The following is a 15,386-nucleotide window of genomic DNA, read 5'->3' on the forward strand; positions in this document are numbered from 1 at the left end:
TTTTAAAAAGAGTATCTACGTATACAACACTCCGGACAGATTTAGGAGACTATCGCCCCGTAATCAAGCAGCTTTTGGTAATTAGGATGGGATTTAATTAAAGTCGGCTCCAAGTCAAACTGGTCAATAAATCGGTCTAAAAGATGTTGGTTGAGGGCCAGTCGTTTGAAAGAGGCGAGCGAGAAGCTCAGCGAATCATCGTCTTTCTGGTTGTTTTGCAACGCGACTTTAGCCAGGTTCAGTGCCATCAAACTGGCATTGACATGGGTGTCTATCGCTTCGGCAGAGCGAGCTTGACAGTCCACTAACCCGGTAAACTGACGAGCATCACGGAAAATAAATTCAATCTGAAATCGGGCCGTGTAGCACCGGTAAAGGAGGAACGGGTCAATGTTGAGGTCGGTAGAAAACAGCACGACATAACTGCGGCGACCCCGATGCTCTTTGAGCAGATAGGCCAACCGGATGTTGCGCTTGAGGCTGACCGACCAAACGATGGCGGTATAAAGATAAACTCCATCGTCCAAGCGTTTGACCAACTGAAATCGTCGGTGGTCTTGCAGGTTGACCTTGCCGTCAAAGCGTCGAGGAGCACCTCGCCCTTGGTATGGCCCCTCATAGAGGAACTTGAGGTTGGCATCACAGCGCAGTTTGCCAATCGCATGAAACCCGAGTTGCACCACGCCAGTGACCCACTTGTACTTGCTGTAAAACCCGTCGGCGACAATGTAGCGAATCCAAGTGGGGAAGAACGTCAGGCAGTAGGCCAGATGCCCCAGATAGAAGTCAATCCGGTTGCCCTTCGCGCCCTTTCCCTGTTTCGAAGACGCTCTCAAATGAGGTAAGTCTGCCTCGGTTTGCTGGGCAGACAGCGTGTACCCTGTATTCTGCTCCAGATCGACAATCGCCACCACTGACAGTTCTAAGCCCCGTTCTGGACGCTGGGTTTTACCGTTGTAGAACTGGTCTAGACCGTAGGTGTGCCGTCCACTTTTTTCCATAAAGGTGCAATCGACCACTGCGACCTGAACCGCCTCGTCTCGTCTTAATGGTTCTATCAGTGCTTGATTGAGTCCTTCGAAGCCAATGCCCCGTTCGAAGTGTCGACGGTAACTTCGCTCGCTTAAGTCACTGTAACGACTGAGGTTGGCGTAGTTCACCTTGCCACAGACCACGAAAATTGTGGTCATCAAGGTCAACAAAAACTGTTGTTGGGGTTTACCAAATGGCCTGCTGTCTCCAGCAAACCGGTTAGAATCCGATTGAGGCTATCCATTGGTGCGACATGTTAGGTACATTCGCACTCTACACGGTGGATAGCTTTCTTCGCACTCTCCCAAAAACTGTCCGGACTGTTGACGTATAGGTAAGAGATGCGATCGCGTTTTTAACAACACAAACATTATGATAAAAACTCAAGTTTTAGAAGCTATCAAACAAATGCCGAACGCAGAACGACTAGAGGTGATTGAATTTGCCTTACGGCTAGTGCGTGAAGATATGGAGAAGCCGGAAAAAACCAGCTTAGCAGCGGCAGCAGAAATTATGCGTCCTTTCTATATGGAGGGTAGCGAGTTGACTGAGTTTGTTGATACTGAGGATGAAGACTTTTGTGAGTATTCCGACTATGCGTAGAGGTCAAATCTGGATTTATGGTGCTGACCCTACCGTTGGTGATGAAATTGGCAAAACTCGCCCTTGTGTCATCGTTAGCAATGATGAGATTGGAATTCTCCGATTGAAAGTCGTTGTACCTATTACGGGCTGGAATGATGCATTTGCTCAGGTGCCGTGGATGGTAAAAGTTGAGCCGACGTCAGAAAATGGCTTAAGCAAGTTATCTGCCGTAGATACGTTTCAGGTTTGTTCCGTTTTCCAACAACGATTAACTAAGCAAATCGGCAAGCTTGATGAAGAAGTCATTCAAAAAGTCAGCCAGGCTTTAGCCATTGTTTTGAGCATTGGCAGCTCAGGGTAAATGAAGGCGCGATCGCACTTTCCGTACTTGCCCATTCGGTTTCCCTATCGCATTCCATTCAAGCGATTCATGTCGTCAGCGGGATCGGTTTGATACGATCAAGACGGAGGGAAACAAGCCATGAGAGACGCAGCATTTTTACAGGCCAAGAAGCATCGCGGCGAGAAGATTACGGCGCTGACCTGCTATGACTATCCCACTGCCGTGTTAGAGGAGCAGGCCGGGATTGACGTTCTGTTTGTCGGCGATAGCGTTGGCACCAACATTCTGGGCTATGACGATGAAACCCAGGTCACGCTGGACGACATCACCCATCACCTGAAAGCCGTCCGACGCGGCGCACCGGAATCCTACATTCTGGCCGACTTGCCTTACGCCACCTACGAGACGCCGGAGCAAGCGCTGACCAACGCTCAGCATTTGATGCAGAATGGGGCGGATGTTATCAAGTTTGAGGGAAATCGCACCGACATCGCGACGCATTTGATCCAAAACGGAATTCCAGTCTGCGGGCATTTGGGACTACAGCCTCAAACCCATTTAAAGAAGGCGGTGCAGGGCAAGACCTTTGAACAGGCAAAGGCCATCGTTGAAGATGCCCAGCGGCTAGAGCAAACAGGTATTCAGTTACTTGTTCTAGAGCTAGTGCCCGAAGAAGTGGCCAAGCTGATCACTGAAACGCTACAGATTCCGACCATTGGCATCGGAGCCGGACGCTACACCGATGGTCAAGTGCTGATTGTGAATGACATTCTGGGCATTACGCCGAGGAAGCTACGTCTCGCTAAGCGCTACCTCAGCTATGGTGAAACAACCCTAGCCGCCATGCAGCGCTATCAGAAAGATGTGGCTGAACAGTGGTTTCCGTCCGAAGACAATACTCGCCACATGCCCACCGAGGAGCTAGAGCTGTTCATCAACTGGGTGCGATCGCACTTCTGAATACTCGCGTAGATACTCACGCATCAGGCGCGGCCAAATCAGCAGAAAGAAGCCCATCCAGACGCCGACGGGTAGCGCCACCAGCAGCGTTAGCCAGCGCCAGTGAAACACCCACCAGCTCCCGCTAATCAGCGTTATGCCCGTCAGCGCAATTGACCAGGGCTGACACCACCAGGGCTTGTAGTGCCAGGGATTCAGCGAGTCAATCTCTGGCGCAAGTTCTTCTGGCATGAGTTCGGGTGGTTGTGAATCCGGTGAAGGGATAACGGCCATTCGCGACCTACACCTGCCACTTCAGGACGGATGCCTCAACGCCTTGTTCGCGCTTGATTTTGGCGTCGTTTTCAAACCAGGCAATGATCTGCTCGGTCGTCAGTTCTTCCACGGGCGTATCCAGGTCGTTGGCGATGTACTTAAGCAGCTTGTGCGTAGACAGGGTCAAGCGGGTTAAAAATTTTTCAGGCGAGGCCATCAGCGCAGCGTCAACTTGCGCGGATTCTTCGGGAGTCAGAAATTGAGCAGTTTGATCTAACATCGTACGGTTAAGGGTACAACTCAAGCTTCATTTCTATGATAAAGGAGGCGAAGGAGCAGGGGCGAGGGGAAGAAAGGGGAATAGTGAGATCGCACTTTTTGATTGCCCAAAGCGCGATCTCAGTTCTAGTTCCCAACTATCACGGCACAATGTAGCGGGTTAGAATCCGCAGGACTTCGCCTTCGACGGGTGAGGGCAGGGGCAGACTCCATTCGTGGATTTCGGCAAAGCCGAGCTGATGCAGCCGCAGGACGATGTCTTCAACGCCTGGGGGAATGCCGCAGACGAGCAGGCGGACGGGCTGTTTGCCTGTTGGGGCGTTAGGGATGGGCGTTTTGAGCAGCTCTGGCACGGAAATCGGCGCAGCAGAATCGGCGGGAGAGCTTTCCCGCAGTAAAGTGGCTATCATAATGGTTACCAAACGAATAAATGAACTCACCGCGATCGCACTTTTATCGGCAATGGAAGTGCGATCGCGTTTTTGTTGATGACGTTGAGTTTAATCCAAAGCCCTCCCAAAAATCAACCGCTGACGCTAATTAAATTTCTGATAACGCTATTTTTGCCACAGCTAAAAACGCAAAGTGATAGCATCTGCAAGCAAAGCAGCAGATTGGAAACGATTAGATTAAGTGGTAATTCACTGGCGATTGGCAGTTGTCATGGCGGAGCGAGACATCAGCAACAAGGAACTCGCACGCCAAATTGGGATGCATCCCACATCCGTTTCCAGGCTAAAAGTACGGCGACAATTTACCCGCATTGATGAAGCGACACTCAATGCCCTCTGCAAAGCCCTGAACTGTCAGCCAGGAGATCTGATGGTTTACGAAGCGGATAAGTGAGAGAAGTTGGAATGTGCGATTTTAATCACAACACAGATATATGGAGTGTTTTTCACTGTAGTTTGTATAAGACTCGCTTGAGCGGCTGCAAATAACTTTCGCCATGTACCAAGATCGGCTCTTCTGGGCACCTGGTGATAAGTAATGCTTATAACAAGCCTGGCAAGGGTTTCAGCCCCTTTGGCAAAAGCAGAGCATATCCTGTTATACAGCTTCAACCACAAATCCAGAAGAGCCCCAAGATCCTACGTCAGTCCGCTCCAAGCGAATTACTATACCGCACAAGTATGAAGTATTTCTTACAAAGAACTACTCTAACCTATGCTCGGATTGAAATTTATAAATTACCAAACCTTTGTTATACCTGTGGGAAGACCAACCCGCATGAAGAATCTAGCAAAAGCTTGAGACAAATGCTCCCGATAAGGAGGACGCAAGCGAAGTCTAGGCTGCTCTCTACTTTGCATGAGAGATTCAAGAAAAGTACGTGGCAAGGTAAATACATCATGAAAATCAACTACACGATGCGTTAAAACTAAATCTGCAACATTGCCTTCGTTCAACATAGAAAGGTTCCAGATATAGCCATTTTTGATGTCTTCACAGGTTCTTTGCCAAGCTTTTGAAGTTGGATTTTGGCTCATGGCTTTCATTGCTGCTTCCCACTCCTCTTTGTATTTATCCAACGACACATGAGGACAGAGAATTGCATTTTCTACTTTGTGTTGCTCTAAATCACAAGCTTGAGTTATTACAACAACATCGGCTAAAACAACCTCGATTGCCGACTTAAGGATCTCAAAACTGTCAACAGCACCAGGTTCAATAGATTTGGAAGCCCAACGAACAACAGGACAGTCAAGGATTATGTCTCCTTGTGTTAGTTCAATGTCTGCATTTACTACCTCATACCAGAGGTCATTCGTCATCATCTTCGAGGCGGTAACTATCAATTACAACATTGGGCTTCCAAACTGGTAACTCATCTACTCTAATTTCAATGTTCTCTGAAAATAAAACCTTCGTGCTATTTGACAAGGGAAAAACTCCTCTCCAAACTGCCTGCCCCTCATCTAACTCAGAATCTTGTAGCTTAGATTTTGGTTGTGGAAGATGAACAGAGGAAGAATGCAGTAGAGAAAACAAAAATCTTCCGCGTCTTAAGCTTGATAGTGGTTGAGCAAAACTAACATTTTGTCTCACGGTAGAGTGAGTTAGAGCGTGTACTGCAATATCATCAGACCTCAATTCTTTAGATTGATCCTCAATAGTTCTAAGTTCGTATGGTTGAGGTGGTAAAAATATACTTGCATAATCTATAAGACGTGGAGAGAGATAATAGCTTCTCGCATCATCAATGTCTTTGGCCGAAGTTTGTGCTATCGAACGTACTGAGCGAACTATTGCAATAGGGCGATTAGGAAACTTCTGTGCCGTTCGATTATTGAAAGTTGTTGAAACAGTTGAAAACTCTTCTTGTTCTTGTTCAAATACTTCAGATTGCGCCAGAATTGCAGTCATGGTCTTACTCCCTTCGCTTCCAAATTTTTGTTTGAGTCTCCTTATCTGTCAAATCAGCAAATGCACAAACAATCCACTCATGCGCCGTGTCAAACCAATTTTGCAATGTTTCTCGTGAAGTGTAACTCCCAATACCTCGCACAGTAAGTTCAAACAAAAGAGTTGCGTTTTCATTGAGAACGGCTGATTTGACTGAAGTATGTAGTCTGCCAACTGTATTAGGCAATTCAAAAGTGGTAGACCAGCTAATACTTTGAGGGTGGGCAAGAAACCTTGAAGAACTCACTTTCCAGCTAATATCAGGAAAAACTTTACCAATGTCTTCAAGGGTAACCCAAGCTTCTCCTTGTGGAATTTGATTTACATAAGTTAGTTCATACTGAAGTGGTTGAACCCTTCCCAGTTCAGCTTCCATCAAAAAATCATCAAAGTGTGCTAAATAATCCTGAAAAGATTTAATAAGACTGTCATACCTTGGATATTCAGTGTCTGTGCCAACTTTTCTCCAATTATGGATGAATCGATCCCGCTGAACCTGGATGATTCTTGTCCCATCCTGGTTAATAAACCAAACCCTTGGCAATGGTGGAACATTGCTTAGCTTCAATTGCGGCTCAACGTTCTGATCATCAAAAATTTCGACCCTTGATGCAATCGGAACAACATCATCACAAAATGGATATTCGGGCTGAAATCTTTGCCACAACAGTCCGATGTGGGGAGAAAGCAGTCCCTCAAGGGATGTAAACAGCACACTACAAGCCACTTCTGTAACGGGTGGCTGACCATAAGACGGTAGTTTTCCAGTGCTTGCTCCAACTGTCACATTAACTGTCCCACTTGCTCGGTTCACTGATTTATAGGTTATACCCTACTATCTAGACTAACTCAGGAGCAAGCAGATTCATCTAGCCTAAATTGCCGTACTAGCTTCGACAGTACAAAGAGAAATGGCACCTCAACAGCTTAAAGTTGCCTTTTGCAGATGGTTTAGCGGTCTAACTATCTATTCAACGTTAGATCTGATCGATAACACCTCTACTTTCCGTAGTTATACGTCAGATCTGATGGTTCACCTTGGTGACACAGGATATTATTATCCGTCAAAATTGCTGGATAACATCCTCTGTGCCGAAGTTATCCAGTTTATCCAGTATTTGTATCAGTGCTAATAAATAGTTGATAGATATGCGATCGCACGTTTAACAAGCAGTTGAGGGAGTTGCGATCTCATTTTCTTCGCCAGTCAGCACTAAGGCTCGTTCAACCCAGAAAGCGATTGACTGACACCTTGATTTCGGGAAAAGCCAAAGGACTCACCGTTCCCTCCGTTAGCTCAAATGTGCTCGTATAGTCTTGTCCAACTGGCTGACGAAACACCATTAGGCAATTGTCCGGCACATTCACCACCCAATACTCGCCAATACCCGCCGTAGCGTATATCTGTCGCTTTTGGTTCAAATCCGTCATCAGCGTCGTATCTGAAATCTCAATCAGCCAGAGGATATCATCAGCCCCCGGATGGCGATTGTCATAGCGATCCTCCGGCAACCGCACAATCGCCAGATCTGGCTCCGGTTCCGATTGCTGTAGCGTAATCGGATGCACCTCAGACACCAACGCCAACCCATTAAGCAAACTGCGGAGATAGTTGCCCACCTTCCGAATCCGTGACGCATGGATCGGCCCTTCTGGACTCACTTCGACAATATCTCCCGCTAGCAGCTCCACCCGACGATTTTGCAAGATTCCTGCCGCAATCATCTGGTGATAATCGTCAACTGACCATTTTATGAGCGTAGTCATCTTGAGAACTCCTCACGGCCTGCTGCATCACTATTTTACTGAACTGAATAGCTGTAGCTTGTGCAGAACCTCATCATCCTGATATGGCAGAAATCGACGTACAGTCAATCAGGACAGCCGTGCCGAAGCCGCTGTTGCGAGCATCCAGATAGGGAACAGCCTCCGACCATTCATATTCAACTTCGAGCGTATTGTGCTTATACGTGACTGTGCCCTCACCGCTGATTACCGCATCTGGACTTGCATCCGGAATATTGAGCACCCGAACAAGCGCATCTTTGAGTTGATGATGCAGTTGGGTGTCAGCCAGGGGACGGTGATCAAGATAGAACTGGATCAACCGTCCACCCCCAATCCAATCCGGGCCAATCTCACATCGCACAACCCACTTGACCCACAAGTCTGAAAACTCAATCTGGCCTAGCAGCGATTGGAGATCAGCAATAACAACAGTGTCAGACTCGGAATCTTCCATCAGTTCCTTACAAAGTTTGTTAGAAGCGCGATCGCACTTTACAACGAGCAGTTGAGAATGAGATCGCACTACAAAGAACGTGAGTAGTAGGTTTTGGCTACATTTACAAAATAGACTTTCTATATCTTTCTGTCGTCCATAAATCTATATTCCAAAACTCTTCGACTTTGTATTTGCCATCGACCCATCGTATTCCCCAGTGATAATACTGCACAGGTTCTACTGCATCGTTGAGTCCAATCGCTATGCAGCGACCAACGATATCAGCCTTTTCTCCTCTCTTATAGTATTTTTCAGCATTACATGCACTTGCAGACGGTATTCTGAAGCCCATATCTTGTTTAACTACTTGTATGAATGAATTAGCTAATTGCTCAAGCTTCTCGCTGACTTCCCATTTATATGTGTACTCTAGCTCTTCCATAGCACAACCAAGCATCATGGCAGTATATAGCGCTGCCGTTTCTCTGAGAGCAGCAACTACATAGGGCGAACCAAAAGCACAGGCCATACCAACAAGGGAGCAGTCATCATCGGAACACAGAGCTTTGGCCTCTTCTATCACCTTATTGAGGTTCCAATCTGGCGCAAGCTTCTCCAAAGATTTTGCAACTACATCTTTGCGTCTTGGCAATAGGCCAGATCTATCTTTATCGGGCTGTCCAAAAACTTTTGATCCACAGACTCTTGATAAACGTTCTAAGTTATTCTTGGATCTAATAACTTTGCTTTTACTGCTGCTATCAATATCCTGCAATCTCCTCACAAGCTTAAAATATTCTGTCAACTCTGGCGTCTCATGATAATATCCCTCTACGGGACAGTCTTTTGGTTCGATGCCCAATTCTGATGCAATATTTCTAGCGCATTCTAATAGCTCATTGGACTCAATAAATTTCATTTTATCTCTGAAAAAGTCATCCAGAGCAAGCAGAAAGATATCGTCCGTAACAACGCAAATATCAACCATACTGTCACCTATTCATAAGTAGTGAGAAAAGCGCGATCGCACTCTTAATGAACAGTAGTTGAAGGTGCGATCGCATCTACTGCATCAACCACTTCTCGAATCGATGAATAGCGATCGGTTCCCTCAAAGCTCATCGGTTCATTCTTGCTCAGCGCTTTCCAGCCGTAGAACAGATTCATGATGCCGCACATCATCATCGCTCCTCCGCGTAAGGTGAAGAGAGAGCGGCCAATTCTCCGCAAGACTGAGCGCAAACTAAACGCCGACCGCCATAAGTGCCGATGGGCCTGCAACAGCTCGGCGACGGTCATGTGATTAGGTAAGAACGTCACGTTATAGCCGTTGTAAAACTCCCAGCCGAGATGCGATCGCAACCGACCCGCATCCTGCATCTTTGCATAGGAGCGCGTGCCTTTGAAGGGCGTAAGAATGCTCAAAAACGGTACATCAACGCCAATTTCCTCCAGTTGATTTGCCATATCCCGAATGCTCTCCGGCGTATCACCATCCAAACCAGAGATGAACCCAGCCATTACGCCAATGCCGCGATCGTGCAGCTTTTGAATTTTGCTGCGGTACTCATTCACTTTATTTTGCCGCTTCCCCGCGTCGATTAGCGACTCCAGGCCAAAGGACTCAATGCCAAAGAAAATGCCGATGCAGCCGGAATCCCGCATCAGATCCAGCAGTTCATCATCCAGGGTGATGTCCATACTGGCTTGAGTCAACCACCACTTCCGCAGGGGAATCATCTGGCGCAGCAGTTCCTTGATATAGGGTCGATTGGCCGTTAGGTTATCATCCCAAAACCAGACCAGCTTGCGCTGCCACCACCACTTGAAATCGTTGTAGCGGATGTCGTTGAGCACCGCTTCAATCGGGCGGGTGCGAAAGCCTGGATTCAGGGTGGGAACGGTGCAAAAGGAGCAGGAAAACGGACAGCCGCGCGTCGCTTGCACCACCCGCCGCACAGCGTATTTAGGCGAGAGCAGGTCGTAGCGCGGTGTGGGAATGTCGGTCAGCGGCAGGGCTTCGCCGACGTAGCGGGGCTGCAACCGATTCTGTTCAATATCTTGAAACATCTGTGCCCAGACTGACTCGCCTTCGCCAATCACGACGCTATCGACAAACCGCAGCGCTTCCTCTGGCGCAAAGGTAACGTGTGGGCCACCCGCAATGGTGATCTTGCCGCGATCGCGATATTCAGTCGCCAAACGATAGGCTTCTGGTGCAAAGCCACTGAAAAACGAGAGCACAATTACGTCTGCATCGCTATCGAGGTTTACGGGCTCAACCTGCTGGTGAATCACTCGCACCGTATGCTGGGGCGGGGTCAGTGCTGCTAGGTGAATCCCGGTCAGCGGCGGCACAAAATCAGCCTCATGACCATTGCGATAGCGCTGAATGTAGACAATGACAATATCGATTTTCATAAGCTTTCCACCAACCGCACATTAGGCGTTGCTGGTTTTAAGTATGAATTGAGATTCGCAGTCTCAAACCGGAATAGATACAGTTCTTAGTTCTTTAAGAAGCTGGCGGTAGAGAAAGTGCGTAGAGGTGCGATCTCAACCGACTTGCGAAAAGATTTCTTACTGTAGTTTGTTTAACATTTCGCATCACCTACAAAAAAATAGGGTTAGGAGCGAACGGTATTTTTTGCTTACCAAGTATATACGATATTTTTGGCTTTATATTGAATCTTAACTCGTTGATATATAGTTGTCGCCAAATTCAAAATCTAATAGCTTCGTTGAATCTGAATCTTCAAAGCAAGACTCAATAAATGATATGAAGGTATTAGACGGTGTCGCTATACCGTAGCCAATTAAATCAGCCCGACCTTCAGCTCCTGCTGGTATTTGTGCAACAACACCTAACGCAAAACCGTCCTTTCCGACTATTGGTCCACCACTGTTACCGCCCTTTATTCTTGCTGTAAACAAAAAATAAGTTTGTTTATCTAGATAAGACTGCTCTAAACCCGTTAGCTGTCCAACTGTAGAACTCAAATAGCCAGATATATGTGCTTTTTCGGCAACTAATACGCTTTCAAATCCAGGAATTGGAGGATAACCCATCGTAATGATATCTTCTAAAATATTTCCTTCTCTAAATAAGAAACCAGGAACACCATCGAAAGGGTTTTTCGTGTTAAATTTCAAAAAAGCAAGATCTACGTTTTCTTCCAACGAAACATGAATGGCTGCCAAATTCTCTTCATTGAAACTCCAGCCTGGTATATATATTTTTCTCATTCCTTTTATACAATGTGCTGCTGTCGTAAAACCGCGAGTTGTAAAACTGTGATCAGACACTAGAAAGCCAGTTCCAATATCTTCTGTGCCATCTTCTCTTTCAACAATGATTGGAAGAACAGATTTTGAAAAGTAGTTACGAATATAAGGAAATCCAAAGCAAAGGAATTCATAAGTTCCATATTCAGCAAGGTTATCATCAAATCTATAGCAATAATAGTTATTATTCAAAGGAGGAGCACCTCTCAACTCTGAACCAGCAGGAACTAAAATATTTTCCGCTTCCAATCTCCTGCATATCTGGTACACATCAAAAAGGCATTGGATTTTTTGATTGTCATTTCCAATGAAGTCTCCAATCGATTTTGGACGTATGATTCCCTGAGCATCTCTTTTTCCATTTGCTATGAGAAAGTATCTTGCAATATCAGTTGCAGTTAATTGCAAATTTTCCATGATTTGTTATTCAAACACACATGCAAAGCTAGATTGAACAAGTAATACCCTTATACTTTGTAAGTATAAGCCAAAAATTATAGGCCAAACATAATAAGCTAGATCCCAATTTTCAGAAATTAGACAGATTTTTTGCTGTTTAGCTCTCCATTTTCAGGATGTTATTCATCAAAAATGCTAGATAGTATTCCAGATGCCGGAGTTATCCGACATTTTTCACGGTGTTGATAAGCAGATGGTGGAGGTACGATCGCAGGAGGTTTGTGAAATGAGAGTGCGATCGCATTTTTGATGAGTAGGTGGGTAAAGGTGCGATCGCACCTAGGGCGTGTCATCAATTAAGCCAGATGACGGTAGCCGCGAGATAAATCGCCCCTAGAAAGCTCTCGGCTAGCTTATCGTAGCGGGTAGCAATGGCTCGATACTGTTTTAACTTGGCAAAAAAGTTTTCAATCAGATGCCGGGCTTGGTAGAGTTCCTGGTCATACTCACGAGGCTGACGTCGATTGCGCTTAGGCGGAATCACGGGTGTGATGCCGTCGTGCTCTAAGCGCTTGATGACTCGCTCATCGGCATCATCGGCTTTATCAGCCAGCAGTCCATCCGCCTCCAAGTCGCTCAAGAGCACATCAGCTCCGTCTAAGTCACTCGCTTGTCCGGGGGTTAGATAGAAGGCGGTCGGATTGCCCAACGCATCGACACGGGCATGAATCTTGCTACTCAATCCCCCTTTACTGCGACCTATCGCTTGGGCAGAGGCATCCCCCCCTTTGCTCCGGCACTGTGCTGATGAGCGCGCACAATGGTCGAATCAATCATGGCATATTCATTATCCGGCTCATTGGCGAGCGCTTCAAATACTCTCAGCCAGACTCCCGTGCGACACCAGCGTCGAAATCGGGTATGGATTTTGCGGTAGTCCCCAAAGCGCTCTGGCAAGTCTCGCCATGGAATCCCGGCTCGATATCGATACAAGACCGCTTCCACGAACAGTCGATTGTCGCGAGCCGTCACGCCCACGCTGCCAGCTCGACCGGGCAACAGGTCTTTCATGCGCTCCCATTGGTCATCTCGTAGGGCATAGCGACGGGGCATCCTAACACTCCTAATTAGATCGATTGCTCAGCTGTGACTCTTGATTTTACGCTGTCACAGGTCTATTTGATGACACGCCCTAGCTCATTAACCATCGAAGGAGTTACTGTGAATGGCATGTTACTCCCCGATTTGATTCTTGCTGCCAGAGATCAGTCGTATCGTCGCGATCGGCTGCTGCTGCTTGCGATTGAGCCTCAATCGCAATGCTACGTCGAGCTTGAGTCAATCCGTTTGCTCAATACCGAGAAATCAGCAGAACTGCAAATCCTGAAAATTGTCCGAGCACCAGAATCTATCATTGTTGCGGCTCAGCCCCTACCCCGCACTGACGGAGACAAGAGCTGCTACCTGATTCAGCTTGATTTAACCCTGGCTGAAATCAAACGCATCGCGTTCAATAGCCTCACCGCATTAGAAACCGATGGAGAACACATTTTCATATCGGCAGAAGGCGATTTTATTGTCCTGAGCCTTGATTTAACAATTTTGAGCCGAGTTGAACTACAGGTTACAGGACTGGCCAAGAAAGATGCCCACGGTATAGTTGTCCATCAAAAAATTGCCTATCTTCTGGATAACATTTTTGTCCCTGTGTTTATTTTCAAATTTGATTGCTCCGATCCTAAAAACATTTACCTTTTGGATAAACAGGAGTTTGATGTTAGCCAGCCGCACCTGGATGCTCAGTGGATTGATGCCGCTGCCCAGCGCTGGTACGTCTTAGTTGACGACAGCAACCGATTCATCTCTGGACAACACCTTTACATCACTGAAGCGTCAAACCCGCTGGCTGAGATCAAATTTCATATGGTTCGTCAGGACACCGTGGAAATCTGGAATTATCTCAGCGATCGCACAGGTAATAAAATATTGGCCTCCACTCAGATGGTGCCACCGTGGGTTGTGGTTAAAGAAGGCACGGCGGCAAACCGATATCTTCCCGAAAAGCTCTACCTTGCTAAAGTGATCTGCGATCGCGAATTTGTCCGGATTGAGCCGTGGTTAGATTTGTATCCGCTCATTCTGGAAGGGGCAGCGGATGAAGCGCCAGTTTGGCATGACGACTTTAACAAGTTTCTAATTCACGCAGCAGGCAACCGTCTGATTCTAATTGCGTCCCGTCGCAATCGGTTAATCACGAAAGAAGAGTGGACTACCGCGACCCGTCAAGAAGAACAGATTACAGAATGGCTCAACGTTGATGAAGCCGTTCTGCTGGTCATCGACACTCAGAATCAGCCCCAAATTCTCCTGAACCAGCGTTTTGAAATTGATAATCACACTATCCAAGCATTTGCACTCAGGGCATGATGAATGTACTCATATTTTCTATTAACCCCCGAAAAGATAATTTGCCGCCGCGATACGGCGGCAAATTATCTTTTCGGATTTAGTCTGGGTAGTGGTATTCAGGTGATGATTTTGAGAACTGCCTTAGTCTGCAAGGTAGCAACAGATGCAAAATGTGGGTGTGCGAACTTGATGTAAAATTTACAGCTCTCTCTTCCTGAAACGAATAGTCTAAATAGTCATAATCTATCAACGCTAGCTGTGGATTCCGAGGGATATGTCCAAGGGTAAGGATTGGCTTGTTACAGAAACTGGGCAGTGCCAGCCCTGCCCGACTGCCCGCGAATGGGATCTGCTGGAAACACCCTACCGTTTCCATCGCTTCTTGACAGAGGTCGAAGATACCCTCAATCAAGCCACTACGGAGCATCAGTGTGATTGTTTTCCTGAACTACGCCGACTTGTGCGAAAACTGGTGCTGAATTCCTACTGGTTGCACACTCAACGCCCCGAACCTTCTCCCGGAACGGGAACAGCTATCCTTAACCTCTACGATGAAATTGGCTATCCCTTAACCGTTCAAGTTGAAACTCATAAACCCGGTACCCAATCATCCATTCACAATCATGGAACCTGGGGCATTGTGGCGATTTTGCAAGGGCAGGAACACAACAGGCTGTGGCAACGAACCCCCGAGCCTGAATGTCCTGACAAGGTCAGTCCAGTTGAAGAAAAAATTTTGGCAGTCGGAGATGTGATTAGTTTTACACCAGCCGCCATTCATTCAGTACAGGCAATCGGCGAAGAATGGTTGGTCACGTTCAACTTATACGGCGAAACCCACAGCCAACAGCGATTTGAATTCGATCCAATAACCTACCGAGCAAAGCATTACTGAATTGAATTTATGATGCTGTATTGTCCTGGAGACGAGTGCCCACTGCGCCGCGATTGCTATCGTCATACTCAACCCTCACCGGGGCGGGACAGCTTTGCGTCTGTGCCCTACGATCCTGTGACCCAAACCTGCGAATGGTTCACGTCCAATATTCCCAGTGCAGCGTTAATTCGTGAGACAGCCTATTATATTTGGCTACATCGTGGCCGTCCAGACAACTGCGCTGAGGAGCATTGGCAAGACGCGTATTTGAGTTTATGCCAGAACATGGGGCGAAATATCCTGGAACAGGACTAGTGCAACAGCCATTATCT

Annotated in this window: 20 protein-coding genes; 7 read left to right on the forward strand and 13 right to left on the reverse strand. The window is 47.0% G+C overall.

All coding sequences use genetic code 11. The annotated features are described in order from the left end of the window. Positions 1 to 41: 41 nt before the first annotated feature. Positions 42 to 1,190: a transposase gene (locus AC286M_RS07300; protein WP_488203420.1), complete on the reverse strand. Its 1,149-nt coding sequence runs from the start codon at positions 1,188 to 1,190 to the stop codon at positions 42 to 44. Positions 1,191 to 1,440: 250 nt separating this feature from the next. On the opposite strand from AC286M_RS07300, the gene AC286M_RS07305 reads away from it, so the two are divergent. From AC286M_RS07305 to panB, 3 genes are all read left to right on the forward strand, one after another. After that, positions 1,441 to 1,635, forward strand: coding sequence for a hypothetical protein (locus AC286M_RS07305; RefSeq protein ID WP_488203747.1), 195 nt, complete (start codon positions 1,441 to 1,443; stop codon positions 1,633 to 1,635). Next, positions 1,601 to 1,978 (forward strand): type II toxin-antitoxin system PemK/MazF family toxin, encoded by a 378-nt coding sequence (locus tag AC286M_RS07310; protein WP_488203748.1) that lies wholly within the window; start codon positions 1,601 to 1,603, stop codon positions 1,976 to 1,978. The genes AC286M_RS07305 and AC286M_RS07310 overlap by 35 nt, the downstream gene beginning before the upstream one ends. A 120-nt stretch (positions 1,979 to 2,098) precedes the next feature. Beyond that, positions 2,099 to 2,920 (forward strand): 3-methyl-2-oxobutanoate hydroxymethyltransferase, encoded by an 822-nt coding sequence (panB, locus tag AC286M_RS07315; RefSeq protein WP_488203749.1) that lies wholly within the window; start codon positions 2,099 to 2,101, stop codon positions 2,918 to 2,920. Here panB and AC286M_RS07320 read toward each other — a convergent pair. The 3 genes from AC286M_RS07320 to AC286M_RS07330 form a co-directional block, all read right to left on the reverse strand. After that, positions 2,882 to 3,193 (reverse strand): DUF6737 family protein, encoded by a 312-nt coding sequence (locus tag AC286M_RS07320; RefSeq protein WP_488203750.1) that lies wholly within the window; start codon positions 3,191 to 3,193, stop codon positions 2,882 to 2,884. The genes panB and AC286M_RS07320 overlap by 39 nt on opposite strands. Positions 3,194 to 3,200: 7 nt before the next feature. Continuing rightward, complete coding sequence (locus AC286M_RS07325) at positions 3,201 to 3,455, reverse strand: NDH complex assembly factor CRR9 (protein ID WP_488203751.1); 255 nt, start codon at positions 3,453 to 3,455, stop codon at positions 3,201 to 3,203. A gap of 139 nt (positions 3,456 to 3,594) precedes the next feature. Next, complete coding sequence (locus AC286M_RS07330) at positions 3,595 to 3,864, reverse strand: hypothetical protein (protein WP_488203752.1); 270 nt, start codon at positions 3,862 to 3,864, stop codon at positions 3,595 to 3,597. A gap of 223 nt (positions 3,865 to 4,087) precedes the next feature. Here AC286M_RS07330 and AC286M_RS07335 point away from each other — a divergent pair, with 223 nt between their 5' ends. Continuing rightward, positions 4,088 to 4,300, forward strand: coding sequence for a helix-turn-helix domain-containing protein (locus tag AC286M_RS07335; RefSeq protein ID WP_488203753.1), 213 nt, complete (start codon positions 4,088 to 4,090; stop codon positions 4,298 to 4,300). Positions 4,301 to 4,644: 344 nt separating this feature from the next. Here the strand turns inward: AC286M_RS07335 and AC286M_RS07340 are convergent, their stop codons facing one another. From AC286M_RS07340 to AC286M_RS07380, 9 genes are all read right to left on the reverse strand, one after another. Beyond that, the gene (locus AC286M_RS07340; protein ID WP_488203754.1) at positions 4,645 to 5,232 is read right to left on the reverse strand and encodes a hypothetical protein; all 588 of its coding nucleotides are present in this window, start codon (positions 5,230 to 5,232) and stop codon (positions 4,645 to 4,647) included. Next, positions 5,219 to 5,821 carry a hypothetical protein gene (locus AC286M_RS07345; protein ID WP_488203755.1) on the reverse strand — a complete coding sequence of 201 codons (603 nt, stop codon included), beginning with the start codon at positions 5,819 to 5,821 and terminating at the stop codon, positions 5,219 to 5,221. The genes AC286M_RS07340 and AC286M_RS07345 overlap by 14 nt, the downstream gene beginning before the upstream one ends. A 4-nt stretch (positions 5,822 to 5,825) precedes the next feature. Beyond that, a complete protein-coding gene (locus AC286M_RS07350) occupies positions 5,826 to 6,647 on the reverse strand; it encodes a TIGR04255 family protein (RefSeq protein WP_488203756.1) in 822 nt (273 codons plus the stop codon). A 437-nt stretch (positions 6,648 to 7,084) separates the two neighbouring features. After that, positions 7,085 to 7,627, reverse strand: coding sequence for a Uma2 family endonuclease (locus AC286M_RS07355; protein ID WP_488203757.1), 543 nt, complete (start codon positions 7,625 to 7,627; stop codon positions 7,085 to 7,087). A 73-nt stretch (positions 7,628 to 7,700) separates the two neighbouring features. Further along, entirely contained in the window at positions 7,701 to 8,171 is a 471-nt protein-coding gene (locus AC286M_RS07360; protein ID WP_488203758.1) for a hypothetical protein, read from the reverse strand. A gap of 34 nt (positions 8,172 to 8,205) precedes the next feature. Continuing rightward, a complete protein-coding gene (locus tag AC286M_RS07365; RefSeq protein ID WP_488203759.1) occupies positions 8,206 to 9,072 on the reverse strand; it encodes a hypothetical protein in 867 nt (288 codons plus the stop codon). A 44-nt stretch (positions 9,073 to 9,116) separates the two neighbouring features. Beyond that, positions 9,117 to 10,505: a B12-binding domain-containing radical SAM protein gene (locus AC286M_RS07370; RefSeq protein ID WP_488203760.1), complete on the reverse strand. Its 1,389-nt coding sequence runs from the start codon at positions 10,503 to 10,505 to the stop codon at positions 9,117 to 9,119. A 270-nt stretch (positions 10,506 to 10,775) separates the two neighbouring features. Further along, entirely contained in the window at positions 10,776 to 11,786 is a 1,011-nt protein-coding gene (locus AC286M_RS07375) for a S1 family peptidase (RefSeq protein WP_488203761.1), read from the reverse strand. Positions 11,787 to 12,120: 334 nt separating this feature from the next. Further along, a protein-coding gene (locus AC286M_RS07380) for an IS5 family transposase (protein WP_488203762.1) occupies positions 12,121 to 12,881 on the reverse strand; the annotation gives its coding sequence in 2 pieces (ribosomal slippage) (positions 12,121 to 12,554 and positions 12,554 to 12,881; 762 coding nt in all). A 108-nt stretch (positions 12,882 to 12,989) separates the two neighbouring features. Here AC286M_RS07380 and AC286M_RS07385 point away from each other — a divergent pair. From AC286M_RS07385 to AC286M_RS07395, 3 genes are all read left to right on the forward strand, one after another. Beyond that, entirely contained in the window at positions 12,990 to 14,195 is a 1,206-nt protein-coding gene (locus AC286M_RS07385) for a hypothetical protein (protein WP_488203763.1), read from the forward strand. A 256-nt stretch (positions 14,196 to 14,451) separates the two neighbouring features. Further along, complete coding sequence (locus AC286M_RS07390; protein WP_488203764.1) at positions 14,452 to 15,072, forward strand: cysteine dioxygenase family protein; 621 nt, start codon at positions 14,452 to 14,454, stop codon at positions 15,070 to 15,072. Positions 15,073 to 15,081: 9 nt separating this feature from the next. Continuing rightward, positions 15,082 to 15,369 (forward strand): DUF2934 domain-containing protein, encoded by a 288-nt coding sequence (locus AC286M_RS07395; protein WP_488203765.1) that lies wholly within the window; start codon positions 15,082 to 15,084, stop codon positions 15,367 to 15,369. Positions 15,370 to 15,386: the final 17 nt, after the last annotated feature.

The sequence above is a fragment of the Thainema salinarum CENA647 genome (assembly GCF_057732415.1).

Bases quoted from the DNA above. Each gene is read 5' to 3' on its own strand.
- AC286M_RS07300 (WP_488203420.1), bottom strand. From the start codon at position 1,190: ATGACCACAATTTTCGTGGTCTGTGGCAAGGTGAACTACGCCAACCTC.
- AC286M_RS07305 (WP_488203747.1), top strand. From the start codon at position 1,441: ATGCCGAACGCAGAACGACTAGAGGTGATTGAATTTGCCTTACGGCTA.
- AC286M_RS07310 (WP_488203748.1), top strand. From the start codon at position 1,601: ATGAAGACTTTTGTGAGTATTCCGACTATGCGTAGAGGTCAAATCTGG.
- panB (WP_488203749.1), top strand. From the start codon at position 2,099: ATGAGAGACGCAGCATTTTTACAGGCCAAGAAGCATCGCGGCGAGAAG.
- AC286M_RS07320 (WP_488203750.1), bottom strand. From the start codon at position 3,193: ATGGCCGTTATCCCTTCACCGGATTCACAACCACCCGAACTCATGCCA.
- AC286M_RS07325 (WP_488203751.1), bottom strand. From the start codon at position 3,455: ATGTTAGATCAAACTGCTCAATTTCTGACTCCCGAAGAATCCGCGCAA.
- AC286M_RS07330 (WP_488203752.1), bottom strand. From the start codon at position 3,864: ATGATAGCCACTTTACTGCGGGAAAGCTCTCCCGCCGATTCTGCTGCG.
- AC286M_RS07340 (WP_488203754.1), bottom strand. From the start codon at position 5,232: ATGATGACGAATGACCTCTGGTATGAGGTAGTAAATGCAGACATTGAA.
- AC286M_RS07345 (WP_488203755.1), bottom strand. From the start codon at position 5,821: ATGACTGCAATTCTGGCGCAATCTGAAGTATTTGAACAAGAACAAGAA.
- AC286M_RS07355 (WP_488203757.1), bottom strand. From the start codon at position 7,627: ATGACTACGCTCATAAAATGGTCAGTTGACGATTATCACCAGATGATT.
- AC286M_RS07365 (WP_488203759.1), bottom strand. From the start codon at position 9,072: ATGGTTGATATTTGCGTTGTTACGGACGATATCTTTCTGCTTGCTCTG.
- AC286M_RS07370 (WP_488203760.1), bottom strand. From the start codon at position 10,505: ATGAAAATCGATATTGTCATTGTCTACATTCAGCGCTATCGCAATGGT.
- AC286M_RS07375 (WP_488203761.1), bottom strand. From the start codon at position 11,786: ATGGAAAATTTGCAATTAACTGCAACTGATATTGCAAGATACTTTCTC.
- AC286M_RS07390 (WP_488203764.1), top strand. From the start codon at position 14,452: ATGTCCAAGGGTAAGGATTGGCTTGTTACAGAAACTGGGCAGTGCCAG.
- AC286M_RS07395 (WP_488203765.1), top strand. From the start codon at position 15,082: ATGATGCTGTATTGTCCTGGAGACGAGTGCCCACTGCGCCGCGATTGC.